This window comes from Amycolatopsis rubida, from assembly GCF_900115345.1.
GTDB classification, from domain to species: domain Bacteria; phylum Actinomycetota; class Actinomycetes; order Mycobacteriales; family Pseudonocardiaceae; genus Amycolatopsis; species Amycolatopsis rubida.
The window spans coordinates 30,723-43,306 of the sequence record NZ_FOWC01000023.1 but is presented as its reverse complement, the minus strand read 5'-3'; the positions used below and the strand labels follow the sequence as shown (position 1 = coordinate 43,306).

At 71.7% G+C, this 12,584-nt stretch carries 11 protein-coding genes and 2 pseudogenes; 5 read left to right on the top strand and 8 right to left on the bottom strand.

Annotation, left to right across the window (positions count from 1 at the left end; all coding sequences use genetic code 11):
• Window positions 1-7: 7 nt before the first annotated feature.
• The gene (locus BM362_RS43190) at window positions 8-760 is read right to left on the bottom strand and encodes an alpha/beta fold hydrolase (RefSeq protein WP_093577075.1); all 753 of its coding nucleotides are present in this window, start codon (window positions 758-760) and stop codon (window positions 8-10) included.
• A gap of 481 nt (window positions 761-1,241) precedes the next feature.
• Window positions 1,242-1,532: pseudogene (locus BM362_RS49750) on the bottom strand (WYL domain-containing protein); the annotation flags it as partial.
• Window positions 1,533-2,103: 571 nt separating this feature from the next.
• Here BM362_RS49750 and BM362_RS43175 point away from each other — a divergent pair.
• Complete coding sequence (locus tag BM362_RS43175) at window positions 2,104-3,033, top strand: hypothetical protein (RefSeq protein WP_093577074.1); 930 nt, start codon at window positions 2,104-2,106, stop codon at window positions 3,031-3,033.
• A 7-nt stretch (window positions 3,034-3,040) separates the two neighbouring features.
• Window positions 3,041-3,406 carry an RNA-binding S4 domain-containing protein gene (locus BM362_RS43170; RefSeq protein ID WP_009076800.1) on the top strand — a complete coding sequence of 122 codons (366 nt, stop codon included), beginning with the start codon at window positions 3,041-3,043 and terminating at the stop codon, window positions 3,404-3,406.
• A gap of 18 nt (window positions 3,407-3,424) precedes the next feature.
• Here the strand turns inward: BM362_RS43170 and ctaD are convergent, their stop codons facing one another.
• The 5 genes and pseudogenes from ctaD to BM362_RS49740 form a co-directional block, all read right to left on the bottom strand.
• Window positions 3,425-5,128, bottom strand: a complete 1,704-nt coding sequence (ctaD, locus tag BM362_RS43165; protein ID WP_093577073.1) for an aa3-type cytochrome oxidase subunit I — start codon at window positions 5,126-5,128, stop codon at window positions 3,425-3,427.
• Between the two features lie 102 nt (window positions 5,129-5,230).
• A complete protein-coding gene (locus BM362_RS43160) occupies window positions 5,231-5,482 on the bottom strand; it encodes a hypothetical protein (protein WP_067576388.1) in 252 nt (83 codons plus the stop codon).
• 5 nt (window positions 5,483-5,487) lie between these two features.
• Entirely contained in the window at window positions 5,488-5,913 is a 426-nt protein-coding gene (locus tag BM362_RS43155) for an SPW repeat domain-containing protein (protein ID WP_093577072.1), read from the bottom strand.
• The gene (locus BM362_RS49745; protein ID WP_244287475.1) at window positions 5,910-6,380 is read right to left on the bottom strand and encodes an acetate uptake transporter family protein; all 471 of its coding nucleotides are present in this window, start codon (window positions 6,378-6,380) and stop codon (window positions 5,910-5,912) included. The genes BM362_RS43155 and BM362_RS49745 overlap by 4 nt, the downstream gene beginning before the upstream one ends.
• A gap of 53 nt (window positions 6,381-6,433) precedes the next feature.
• A pseudogene (locus BM362_RS49740) lies at window positions 6,434-6,490 on the bottom strand (hypothetical protein); the annotation flags it as partial.
• 344 nt (window positions 6,491-6,834) lie between these two features.
• On the opposite strand from BM362_RS49740, the gene BM362_RS43145 reads away from it, so the two are divergent.
• The 3 genes from BM362_RS43145 (at window position 6,835) to BM362_RS43135 (ending at window position 10,292) form a co-directional block, all read left to right on the top strand.
• Window positions 6,835-7,929, top strand: coding sequence for a calcium:cation antiporter (locus BM362_RS43145; protein WP_093577071.1), 1,095 nt, complete (start codon window positions 6,835-6,837; stop codon window positions 7,927-7,929).
• 510 nt (window positions 7,930-8,439) lie between these two features.
• A complete protein-coding gene (locus BM362_RS43140) occupies window positions 8,440-9,882 on the top strand; it encodes an MDR family MFS transporter (RefSeq protein WP_067576384.1) in 1,443 nt (480 codons plus the stop codon).
• Window positions 9,883-9,887: 5 nt separating this feature from the next.
• Entirely contained in the window at window positions 9,888-10,292 is a 405-nt protein-coding gene (locus tag BM362_RS43135; RefSeq protein ID WP_067576383.1) for a hypothetical protein, read from the top strand.
• Between the two features lie 539 nt (window positions 10,293-10,831).
• On the opposite strand, the gene BM362_RS43130 is transcribed toward BM362_RS43135, so the two are convergent.
• Entirely contained in the window at window positions 10,832-12,427 is a 1,596-nt protein-coding gene (locus tag BM362_RS43130; protein WP_093577070.1) for an FUSC family protein, read from the bottom strand.
• Window positions 12,428-12,584: the final 157 nt, after the last annotated feature.

Below are 12,584 nucleotides of genomic sequence, written 5' to 3'. Positions count from 1 at the left end.
TCCGCAGCTAGCGCCGTCCGCCGCCGAAGAACCGCACCGCCGCGGCAGTGAACTCCGGCGAGGCCGGCGCACCGTGATGATCGCCGGGCACCGGGGCGAACTCCGCGTTCACCAGCCGGGCGAGCGGCTCGGCGTCGGCGTGCCCCGCGTCCTCGCCGCCGACCGCGACGAGCGCCGGGATCGTCAGCGCGGTGAGGTCGTCCGTAGGCACGACCGAACGAAGGACGTGCATCAACGCGTGCGGGTCGGCACCGAGGCGGGCGATCCGGTGCGCGGTCCCGGCGCCGGCCGGTTCCACTGCCCTGCCTTCGGTCAGCGCCGCGAGCACCCGGTGCAGCGGACCGCCCCCGCCGCCTCGCCGCATGGCGGCGAGTCCTTGCCCGCCAAGGAGAATCCGCGACGGTCGCGCGCCCCGCACGACCATGCGGAACGCGACTCGCGCGCCGAGGGAGTACCCGCCCAGCGCGTATTCGGTCAGGCCGAGCTGCTCGGCGAACGCGAGCCCGTCGTCGACGAGCACGTCCGGCGGGTACCCGGCCGGATCGCCGGGCCGCGGGCTCGCGCCGTGCCCGCGGAAATCCGGCAGCAGCACGCGGAATCCGCGTTCGGCGAGCTGCTCGGCCAGGCCGCTGCGCAGCCACGCTTGGCCGGACGAGGTGAACCCGTGCAGCAGCACGACCGGTGTGCCCTCGCCTAGTTCGCGGTAGGCCAGTTCGAGTCCGTCGCGGGCGCGGAACCGATGGACGGGCAGGGCGATCATGGGCTCCTTCCGGCCGGCCGGACCCTATGATCGCACGCGCGGGCACCCGGGATCGGGGAAGCGGACGCGTCCCCGGCACCACCCGCTCCCGGTCCGCCCGGCCGTCGACCGCGATCCCGCCGCGCGAGCCGTTCGACCAGGTTCCGGCGATGGGCTGCCGCTCCGGGTCGAGCGCCGGCTCGCCGTGCCACGGATGCGGGTCCTTGGCCAGCACGCGCAATTCCTCGCGGTCCAAGCCGCATTCGCGCGGGCCGTCCGGCCGTCCGGCGAAGCGATCGTCCAGTCCCGCGAGACGAGCCGTTCGGTTCCGTCGAGAGAACCTGTCGGCGTTTCCCGCCGTGTGGCGCAGGTCACTCGCCGAGCGGGCGGGGATCCGCACGAGTTCGACCTCGCGGCGCTCGACGCGGCCGCCGGTCAGCGCGAGGGCGCGGATCCGGTCCAGCAGAAAGCCGCGCACCGCGTCGCGCAAGCGCCACCAGCCGAGCACGTACCAGCCCGCCGGGCCCCAAAACAGGCCCAGCGGCTCGACGTCGCGTTCTGTCTTCTGGCCTTTCGCGTCCGCATACGACAATCGGAGGACGCGCCGTGCGGCGAGAGCAGTCAGGATCAGTCCGCTGTGGACAGCGGGCGGTTCGGGCTCGCCGACCCGGTGCAGCCGCGGCGAGGTGCTGTTCGCCCGTCGCGGACGTCGGACGGCAGCCGCGCGAGCACCTCGCGCCGCTGTCGGCTCCGCCGCGCCCGCGAAGGGCGAACCGGCGGCCGAACGCAGCACGACGGTGATCGCGATGGCTTCCTCCGGCGCGAGCGGTGGCGGGTCCGTTCGCGGTTGAGCCCCTAGCCGCCAGTCCGGCCGGGTTCGGTCCAGATCGGGACGCCTGGCCTCGCACAAACCGCCGAGGTCGCCCTCGAACCGGGACGCGAGCCACGCCGCGGTCCGGGTGCGCGGTGTGACCGGCCGAAGCTCCTCGACAAGCGCGTACAGCCGGTCCGCGCGATTCACCCGGCCAGCCCACGAACCTGCGGACCATCACCCGATCGGGTGGCTTTGCGGGCGACCGCCGTCACGAAGGCGGAGCTGCGCTGTTCCGTTCGCGGGAGCCGCGACCGGCGCCGGTCCGTCCGGGTGAGGGCGGCGGACCGGCGAGGTCCCCTCGTTCGTCGGGGGACGAGGGGACCGCCGGGGCGGGTCGGCGCAGGGGGCCGGCCCGTTCCCGGTCCGGCGGGGACGCCGCGGCCTCCAGCCCCGGGCAACCGTGCTGACCGGCCGAGACCCGACCTTCGACGGGTTGCGCCGCCGTCCGTTCCGGAGGCGAATGGGTGGGGACGACCCGAGGAGGACGCAGGTGTTCTCGACAGGTCCCGGCACCCAGCCGGACCGGCTCGCCGACGCGCTGGCGGACGGGCCGTTCAGCCGTGCCCTGACCCTGGCCATCGACCGCAGCGGGCTCGGCCTCGACCGGCTCCGCGACCGGCTCGCCGCGGCGGGCGCGGCGGTCAGCACCACGACTCTCAGCTACTGGCGGACCGGCCGCACGGTGCCCGCCCGTGCCCGTTCGCGCGTCGCCGTGCGGATCCTCGAGGGTGTGCTCGACCTGCCGCCGGGCTCGCTGACCGGGCTGATCGAGCGCGATCCGGAACCGCCGCCGGTCCCGGTCGTGCGCTGGGAGCGGCTGTGGGGACGCCGGAACGCCGTGCTGCGGGTGCTGAACTCGTTCGAGACGGCGTACCGGACTTCGCTGGTGGTCGTCAGTCTTCACGAGGCCGTGCACGTGGGCCCGGACCGGCGGCTGCACCGGCTGGAAGTGCGCGAGGTCGTCCGCGCGACCGAGGACGACACGCACATCCGGCTGGTCACCGCGCACGGCGTCGGCCCCGGCTGCCCGCCGCGGCTGGTGCGCACCCGCTACTGCTCGCCCGGGCGCACGGAAACCCTCGCCGAAGAAGGGTTCACGGTGTGCGAACTCGTCCTCGGCCGCGGACTGGACCGGGGCGAAACCGCGATCGCGCAGTACGAATTCGAGTTCACCGACGACCGCCCGGACTGGTCCTACGAGCGCCGGTTCCGCAACGCCGTGCACGAACACCTGCTCGAACTGCACTTCGCGCCCGGCTTCGAACCGCGGGCCTGCCACGCCTACCGCCTCGACTCCCCCGCCGGGCCGGAAACGACCGTCGCCGAGCTGCCGATCACCGAGGGCCTTCCCACGCACGTCGTGTCGGCGGCGGTCACTCCGGGGATCCTCGGCCTGCGCTGGCAGTGGGACCCGCCATGATGGACCCATGGAATCGACGCGGATCGACCGCTGGCTCTGGGCGGTCCGGCTGACCAAGACGCGCGCCGACGCCGCGGCCGCCTGCCGCGGCGGGCACGTGCGCGTCAACGACCGCCCGGCGAAACCCGCGACCTCGGTCGTGCCCGGCGACGAGGTCCGGGCCCGGATCGGGACGACGACCCGCGTGGTCGAGGTCGTGCAGGTGATCCAGAAACGGGTCGGCGCGGCCGTCGCGGCCACCTGCCTCATCGACCGCACCCCGAAGCCGCCGCCGGAAGCGGCGATCCCGGTCGCCCGCCGCGAGCGCGGCGCGGGCCGTCCGACGAAGCGGGAACGCCGGGTGCTGGACGAATTCCGCCGCCAACAGGGGTGACCCGCTCGGGTGCCCTGGTCAGGCGCCCGATTTCGCCTTGTCCCGCCGCCGACGTACGTGCTGTTCCTCCCGCATCCGCTCCACCATGTCCGGATAGTGCAGTTCGAAGGCGGGCCGTTCGGAGCGGATCCGCGGCAGCTCGGTGAAATTGTGCCGCGGCGGCGGGCTCGACGTGGCCCATTCCAGGGAATTGCCGAAGCCCCACGGATCGTCCACGTTGACCTTCTCGCCGTAGCGGTAGCTCTTCACCACGTTCCAGATGAACGGCAGCACCGAAGCGCCGAGAACGAATGCGCCGATGGTCGAAATCGTGTTCAGCACGGTGAACCCGTCGCTGGCCAGGTAGTCCGCGTACCGCCGCGGCATTCCTTCCGCGCCGAGCCAGTGCTGCACCAGAAACGTCGTGTGGAAGCCGATGAACGTGGTCCAGAAGTGCCATTTGGCGAGCGATTCGTCGAGCATCCGGCCGGTCATCTTCGGGAACCAGAAGTAGATCCCGGCGAACGTCGCGAACACGATCGTGCCGAACAGCACGTAGTGGAAGTGCGCGACCACGAAATAGGTGTCGGTGATGTGGAAGTCCAGCGCGGGCGCGGCCAGCAGCACCCCGGTCAGCCCGCCGAGCAGGAATGTGACGAGGAATCCGGCCGACCACAGCATCGGCGATTCGAACGACAGCGTCCCCCTCCACATCGTGCCGATCCAGTTGAAGAACTTCAGCCCGGTCGGCACCGCGATGAGGAACGTCATGATCGAAAAGAACGGCAGCAGCACCGCGCCGGTCGCGAACATGTGGTGCGCCCACACGGTCGCCGACAATCCGGTGATGCCGACCGTCGCGAACACCATCATCCGGTAGCCGTAGAGCGGTTTCCGGCTGAACACCGGAATGATTTCGGTGACTATCCCGAAATACGGCAGCGCGACGATGTACACCTCGGGATGGCCGAAGAACCAGAACAGGTGCTGCCAGAGGATCGCCCCGCCGTTCGCGGGATCGAAAACGTGCGCGCCGAGCCTTCGGTCCGCCTCCAGCGCGAACAGCGCGGCGGTGAGGATCGGGAACGCGATCAGCACGAGAATCGCGGTGAAAAAGATGTTCCAGGTGAACAGCGGCATCCGGAACATCGTCATTCCCGGCGCCCGCAGGCAGAGGATCGTCGTGGTCATGTTGACCGCGCCGAGAATGGTTCCCAGGCCGGACACGATGAGACCCATGATCCACAGGTCGCCGCCGGCTCCGGGACTGTGGACGGCGTCCGACAGCGGCGTGTAGGCGGTCCAGCCGAAATCCGGCGCCCCGGCGGGCGTGAGGAACGCGCTCAGCACGATCAACCCGCCGAAAAGGTACAGCCAGTAGGAAAACGCATTCAGGCGCGGAAACGCGACATCCGGCGAGCCGATCTGCAGCGGCAGCACGAAATTGGCGAATCCGAACACGTTCGGCGTCGCGTACAGCAGCAACATGATCGTGCCGTGCATGGTGAACAGCTGGTTGTACTGCTCCTGCGACAGGAATTGCAGCCCCGGCTGGGCCAGTTCGCCGCGCATCAGCAGCGCCATCGCGCCGCCGACCAGGAAAAACGCGAACGACGTGCCGAGGTAGAGCAGCCCGATCCGCTTGTGGTCGGTGGTGCGCAGGACGCCCAGCAGCACCGAGCCTTTCTTGCCCCGGTGCGGTGCCGCGGCGATCACCGCCGGCCGGGGCTCCAGTTGCGTCATGACCGACCTCCCGCGCACCCGACGATCGCCGGGCAGCCCACGGCGGCCCGGCCTCACGCACGGCGGGTAACCGGCCGCTGCGCGCGGCAAACCCAGGCTCTGTCAGCTGTCCCGGCGATACGGCAGCTGACCGTTCGTCAACGCCGCACCGAACACCACGGCCGCGCCGATCACCAGGAACACCGCCCCGGCGGCGGGCGCGGACGCCCACCACACCACGCCCGACGCGGCCACCAGCCAGGCCCCGACGAGCGCCTCCTTCCGGGCGGGTGTGCTCGCCTTGCGCGCACGCAGTCCCGCGCTGCCCAAAGCGAGCACGCCGATCGCGAGCACCGCCAGCACCGGCCAGTACATTCTCCTTACTCCCGGAAGTCGCCGCTGTGCCTGCGGTAGGCGACGGTCACCGAGATCACTGAGAAAATCGCCAGCAGCACGCCGACGATCAGCGAATTCGTGCGGATCGCGTCGCGGTGGCCGTCGACCGGGTAGCCGAACGCGAAAGGCGCGGCGATGAGCCAGAAGCCGATCGCGACATTGACCAGTCCCAGCCACCGCGCGCGTTCCGGCAGGCCGAACCGGACCAGCGCGACCGCCGCCACGGCGATCCCGCACGCCAGGCTGTTCCAGAACCCGGCCGTCGCGGACAACGTGAACGAGTAGCTGTACGCGAAAGCCGCGAACACCAGCCACGCCCCGGCCAGGAACTCGGCGGTGAGCGGCAGTCTGCTTTCCCGCAGCTTCCGGTCCCGCGGCGTGAACGCGGTGAGCGCCATGCTTATCTTCATTCCGTGGTCACCTCCTCGCCGGGGTCACTGCCCGGCCTTGATTCCCGATTCGCCGTGATCGAACTGGATCGCCTGGCGCAACGGCACTGTCGTGGTCCGGGCGGGCGCGGACCGATCGGCAGGACCACGCGGTGGTGCGCCGCTTCGAGGACCATCGCGCTGCACGCGTACCGAGCCAGTACCGCGGACGCGAGCAGGAAGCAGGCGGCGATGGTGCGCACGACGTCTACGTCGCCGCTCAGGCCGATCGCCAGGAGCATGCAGAGCACGAGGCTTTCCGCCAGCGCGGCGAGCGCGCCGGTCCTGGTGATCGCCCCGAGCCCGACGAACCAGAAGCCGATCGCGGCCGGGCTCGCCGTCGTCGTCGAAGGCGGCCTGCCGAGGCCGACGAACAACTGGTAGACGCCGAAGCCGATCCAGAACGCGCCCCACGCCCCGTGAACCACGGTGGCGAGCGCGTCACCCACATCCCGGCGAGAAACTGCGCGACGCCGCCGAAGGCGAACGCGAACGGGGCGAGCAACAGGGGCGTCGTCGTGCTGCCGCCGAACCAGCCTGCCAGGTCAGCCGCCACCATGAACGTCGGCACCGCGAACCCGGCGAGCCCCAGGATCGACGGTGCCGCCACCGGACTCAGATTGAGGTGCGGGTGCTCGCGCCCGAACGAATATTCCGCGCCGTCGCCGCCGGCCGCGCGGCCGGGAATCCGCGTCTCACGGGTCATCTCCGGCTCCTTCCCAGCCGAGGGCCCCTGCCCGCCGCGCGTACCCCGGCACCGATCTGCGGAACCCTGCATTCACTACGCCGAACGAGTGAATTTCATGGCTGGCCGGGCGACGGGCAGTGTCCACTTCGGACGCGACACTCCCCCGCGCGGACGGGATGCCCGGCGACGGGGGTCCGGTATGCCAGGGTGGGCGCATGGCGAGCGTCCGCGGTTATCTGTTGTCCTGGACCACTTTGCTGCCGTTGGTCGCCCTGGTCCTGCTGGCGCTCACCTGGGGCCGCACCCTCGGCCCGGTGCCGGTCGCGCTGGTGGCGATCGCGCTGGCGGGCACGGTTCTCGCCGCGGTCCACCACGCCGAGGTCGTCGCGCACCGGGTCGGCGAACCCTACGGCTCGCTGGTGCTCGCGGTCGCGGTGACCGTGATCGAAGTCGCGCTGATCGTCACGATGATGGTTTCCGGCGGCGAAAAGGCCGAAACCCTGGCGCGCGACACGGTGTTCGCCGCGGTGATGATCACCACCAACGGCATCGTCGGGCTGTCGCTTCTCGTGGGCGCGCGCCGGTACGGGGAAACGCGCTTCCACCCCGAAGGCAGCGGCGCGGCCCTGGCGACGGTCGGCACGCTGGCGACGCTGAGCCTCGTGCTGCCGACCTTCACCGCCAGCACGCCCGGACCGGCGTTTTCCGGGCCGCAGCTGGCTTTCGCGGCCGGTGCGTCCTTGGTGCTCTACGCCACTTTCGTGATGACGCAGACCGTCCGCCACCGCGATTTCTTCCTTCCCGTCGACCACGACGGCGAGACTCGCGAGGAGGAGCACGCGGAGCCGCCGAGCGCCCAGAAGACCTTGGTGAGCCTCGCTCTGCTGCTGATCGCCCTGGTCACCGTCGTCGGCCTGGCGAAGGTCGAATCTCCGGCGATCGAAGCCGGCGTGCGCGCGGCCGGGCTGCCGCAGTCTTTCGTGGGGGTGGTGATCGCCCTGCTGATCCTGGCCCCGGAAACCCTCGCCGCGGTCCGCGCGGCACGGCGCGACCGGATGCAGATCAGCCTCAACCTCGCGTACGGCTCCGCGATCGCCAGCATCGGCCTGACGATTCCGGTCATCGCACTCGCCTCGGTGTGGCTGAAGGGCCCGCTGCTGCTCGGTCTCGGGCCGACGCACATCGTGCTGCTCGCGCTCACGGTGGTCGTCAGTGTGCTGACGGTGGTACCGGGACGGGCCACGCGGCTTCAGGGCGGGGTGCATCTGGTGTTGCTCGCGGGATTCCTGGTGCTGGCGATGAATCCGTGAGTTCGCCGTGGTGCTGGCGGCCTCCGCCGGTGCCGCGGAGGTCCGTGGGGGGAACCCTGCGGGAATCTGATTCCCGCAGGGTCCCCCTCACGGACAGCTCGGTCGTGCTCCGTGCTCCCAGCTGATCGCCCCGAGCCCGCGAACGAGATTCCTGATTCGCTTGTCGTTACCGCGATCACTGCCCGATCGCTGGTCGAGCGGCTTTTTCCGCCGCTTCCCGAGGCTTTGGGCGGGCCGCCGGCGCGGGCCGCGGGAGGAAAAGGACGCCGGTTTTGTCGGTGCTCATCCGTATCCTGGCCAGGTGAAGATCCAGCAGTCCCCGAACCCGTCCGCTGCGGCCGGTGAAGCCGCGCGCAGAGCTTTCCCCGGCGTCCGGCCGGCAGCCCCGGCCGGCACCCGTTTCGTCCGTGCCGCAGGCGGCGCGCCCGTCGCTTTCGCGAGCGTCCGAGGCGCCGCCGCCCGGCTCGTGACCCCTGAGTTCGCCGGTGCCTCCGGCCGCGAGGTGCGCGCATGACCGGCGTCTCCTCCCCCGTCACCGAGGCTCCGGCACGGCCGCCCGCCAAGCCCGGGCTGCTGATCAGCGTGCTCGTGCTGTCGGCGTTCGTGATGATCCTCAACGAGACCATCCTGAGCGTCGCGCTGCGCGACCTCACCGTCGACCTCTCCGTCCCGACCACCACGATCCAGTGGCTCACCAGCGGCTTCCTGCTCACCATGGCGGTGGTGATCCCGACGACGGGATTCCTGCTCGAACGGTTCACGCCGCGGCAGGTGTTCGCCTTCTCGCTCGCTTCGTTCAGCCTCGGCACGCTGCTGTGCGGCGTCGCGCCCGGCTTCGGCCTGCTGATGGCGGGCCGCGTCGTGCAGGCGTGCGGCACCGCGGTGATGATCCCGCTGCTGATGACCACCGTCATGCGGCTCGTGCCCGCCCAGCGCCGCGGCGCGACGATGGGCACGATCAGCATCGTCATCGCGGTCGCGCCCGCGATCGGCCCGACGATCGGCGGCGCGGTGCTGTCGTCGCTCGGCTGGCGGTGGATGTTCTTCATCGTGCTGCCGCTGTCGCTGGCCGCGCTGCTCACCGGGATGCTGCAACTGCGGATCGAGAGCGAAACCCGCGCGGTTCCGCTCGACGTCCTCTCGGTCGTCCTGTCCGCCGTCGGTTTCGGCGGAGTCCTGTACGGCCTGTCGTCCGCGGGCGAATCCGCCGAGACCGCGCTGGTGCCGCCGTGGCTGCCGATCGTCGTCGGAGTGGTTTCGCTGGCGGTGTTCGGCTGGCGGCAGCTTCGCCTGCAGCAGCGCGACCGCGCCCTGCTCGATCTGCGGCCGTTCACCCACCGCAGTTTCGTCGTCGCGCTGGGGCTCAGCGCGTTGCTGTTCATGTGCCTGATCGGCGCGGGCGCGATCCTGCTGCCGCTGTACCTGCAGACCGTCCTGCACAAGTCCACGTTCGTCAGCGGCCTGGCCGTCCTGCCCGGAGGTTTGGTGCTCGGCCTGCTCGGCCGTCCGGTCGGTGCCCTGTTCGACCGGGTCGGCGCGCGTCCGCTGGTGCTGCCCGGCGCGCTCGCGATGGCGGTCTCGCTGTGGCTGTTCTCGTTGCTGGGCCCGGGTTCTCCGCTGATCGCGGTGATCGGCATCCACGTCGTCCTGATGGCCGGACTGGGCCTGATGATGACGCCGCTGATGACCGAATCGCTGGCGGCGCTGCCCGACCACCTCTACTCGCACGGCAGCGCGATCCTCTCGACGCTCCAACAGGTCGCCGGCGCGCTGGGCACCGCGGTGTTCATCAGCGTCGCGACCCTGAGCAGCGCCGGACACGCCGCGGCGAGCCCCGACTCCGACGGCCTGCAGACGGCGTTCGTCGTCGCCGGCTGCATCGGCGTGGCCGCGGTGGTCGGAGCCTGGTTCGTCCGGTCGCCCCGCCCGGAACGAACGGAGGAGGAGGCCTGACCCCGGTGGACCCAGAACGGCTCGATGCCGTCGCCCGCACCTACACCGCGTCCATGACCAGCATCCGCGGCCGGCGCGTCCACCGGCTGATCATGCGCCGGCTGGCAGGCTACGACCACGTCCTGCCAGCCGGGACCGCCGCCGGCGCCCCGGCGCTGCTCGCCCTGTCCGCCGACGGCCGAGCCGCCCTCTGCCACAGCGACGGCCGCGGCCCGTCCGCAGACCTCGTCGCCTGCGGCCCGACGCCCGGGGTCACCGTGACGTCCGCACACGACCTCACGAAGGACTCGCTGCCGGTGCTGAGCTGGACCGTCCGGCATCCGGGATTGCTGGACGTCGCGGGCCCGCTGACGATCGTCCCCGGCGAGGCGGAGCAGGAGGAGATCGAGGCGGCCCTGCGTCTTCGATGACCGGCTGCGGGGTATTCAGGACGAAGCCAGCGGCTCGGAGCCTGCGCTGATGACCGGTGCCCGGTCGCGGCCGGCTTCGAGCCGCCCGAGGCGGACGATCTGCCACCGAGCGACGGAGAAACTCCGCCCGGTGCGCCAGGCCGGGCCAGCGCCCGCCGTTCGCGAGACAGCCGCGAACGGGCCCGCCGAACCGCGGCGATGACCGCAGGCCTCCCCCGGAGGAGTCCGCCGAGCATCTGTGCCGCCCCGGCCAGCACTCCGCCTCGCGCGGGCCACGAGCCGACCGGCAGTCTCGCCGAGCACCAGCGCGATCGCCGAGCGCCCTCGCAAGCATCAGCCCATCCACCGGCCAATCCCGCCGAGCACCCGCGCGCCTACCAGGCAGTCCCGCCCACCACCCGCACAACACCAGACACCCTCGCGAACACCCCCACACCCACCAGGCAATCCCGCCCACCACCCGCACAACACCAGACACCCTCGCCGGAGAATCCATCTCGCCCTACCGCGCCGCCATCCGGCGGGCAGGCGTCCCGGTCTCACCGGCCGAACGCACGCTCCCACCGTTCGACGTCCCGCAATCCGCCGTCCGGCGCGGACCAGCAGGCCTGGAGCAGGTCGTAGCCGTCGTGGACCAGGGCCGCGTGGGCGGGCCAGCGTTCGGCGGCCCAGCCGGGCTCGTTGTGCGCCGAATCCACCCCTGCCCGGGTCGCGCCTTCCAGCTCGAACTGGAGGTCCCGGCGCGCAGCCGCACGCGGAACCGGCGCGCCGGCCAGCACCGCGCGGGCAGCGGCGCGAACCCGAGATCCAGTCCAGTCCAACGTCTTCCGATGCGCACGCGGCACCACCGCGTACTGCACGACCACCGCCACCGCGACCCCGATCGCCGTCTGCGCGAAACGGTCCGCCACCGCGGGCCACACCGGGCCCGGCAGGCTGGCGACCCCGGCGGCCAGCAGGGCGAGCGGCGTGATGACGACTGTCGCCACCGCGTAATTCCGCGGCACCACCAGCTCCACGCAGAACTGCAGCACCGCCAGGATCGCGATCAGCACGACCCCGGAAGGCGCGACCATCATCACCAATCCGAACAGCACGAGCCCGGCCGCAGTCCCGACAAACCGGTGCAGCGCACGGACATTCGCCCGCCGCCGGTCCAATCCCTGCTGCAGCACCACCAGCGCGCTCAGCACCGCCCAATGCGGCCGTCCAAACCCGACTGCCACCGCCAGTTCCCCTGCGACCACGCAACCAACGCCAACGCGCAACGCCGTCAACGCGGCATGCGAACGCAACGGAGCCGCCCGCCGCAGCCGGTACCCGAGGTTCGGTCGCGGCAACGGGAGCTTCCCCGGCGGCAGCTCGACGGACTCGCCCGGAGAAGCGTCCGCGAACCGCCGGTGGGCGGCAAGCAAGGTCGCCACCAGATCCGGTCGCGTGCCCCGGCGCGGATGTCCCGCGTCATGCAGCGCAGTCCATGCCGCGGACACCGCGGCACCGGCGGCGTGCCGGGCCTCCGCCGTCTTCCGTTCGGCGGAGATGAACGCGTCGACGGCCCGCACCGCACGTTCGACGGCCGTCCGCTCCGGTTTGGCCCGGTCGGCCAGCACCCCGGCCATCGACACCACAACCGACGATCCGGCCCCCGCCGCAGCGCACGCCAGCACCACCCACGGCCGGGCTCCAGCCTCGACCGCCGCCTGCGCACCCGCGCACACGAGCGCGAAGAACAACGGCCCCGGCGGTCCCAGCCGCAACGCGTCGACGACGTAGGCCGCCAGCACCGCGACCACGGAGACCACCAGCACCGACACCGGCCCCGGCGGCACCACGGTCCCCACCGAAGCACCCAACGCGGCCGCTGCGAGCAACCCGGCGCCAGCAGCAGCCACGACGCCCGCCCGGACCCGGTACGGCCGCCCTTCGCCGTACAAGACCGCGAACGTCCCCAGCGTCACGAACAACGCCGAGGCCGAGGCCCCCGCCAGCACCAGCGCGATCCCCGGCACGGCCACCGCGGCCGCGGCCCGCAACCCCGCCGACCACCTCCGCCCGACCGGCGGCAAAGCGAACATCAGCGCCCGGAAACCCGCCACGCGAGGCAACTGCTCAACCGGCTCGGGCGACGATCCCATCCGCCCATCCCAACACGCCGCCACCTGCCCCGAAAGCCCGGCCACGCCAGGCAGAGACCGCGAGCACACTCCCGGCGCGGGTTCGCTCCGCAGTCGAAACGCCTGGCCGGTGGACGGAGAGGCGCTGCCAGGCCCGCCGGACGCGGCCTCGCCGCTC

Bases quoted from the DNA above. Each gene is read 5' to 3' on its own strand.
- BM362_RS43140 (WP_067576384.1), top strand. From the start codon at position 8,440: ATGACCGGCGTCTCCTCCCCCGTCACCGAGGCTCCGGCACGGCCGCCC.
- ctaD (WP_093577073.1), bottom strand. From the start codon at position 5,128: ATGACGCAACTGGAGCCCCGGCCGGCGGTGATCGCCGCGGCACCGCAC.
- BM362_RS43130 (WP_093577070.1), bottom strand. From the start codon at position 12,427: ATGGGATCGTCGCCCGAGCCGGTTGAGCAGTTGCCTCGCGTGGCGGGT.
- BM362_RS43170 (WP_009076800.1), top strand. From the start codon at position 3,041: ATGGAATCGACGCGGATCGACCGCTGGCTCTGGGCGGTCCGGCTGACC.
- BM362_RS43145 (WP_093577071.1), top strand. From the start codon at position 6,835: ATGGCGAGCGTCCGCGGTTATCTGTTGTCCTGGACCACTTTGCTGCCG.
- BM362_RS43160 (WP_067576388.1), bottom strand. From the start codon at position 5,482: ATGTACTGGCCGGTGCTGGCGGTGCTCGCGATCGGCGTGCTCGCTTTG.
- BM362_RS43155 (WP_093577072.1), bottom strand. From the start codon at position 5,913: ATGAAGATAAGCATGGCGCTCACCGCGTTCACGCCGCGGGACCGGAAG.
- BM362_RS43190 (WP_093577075.1), bottom strand. From the start codon at position 760: ATGATCGCCCTGCCCGTCCATCGGTTCCGCGCCCGCGACGGACTCGAA.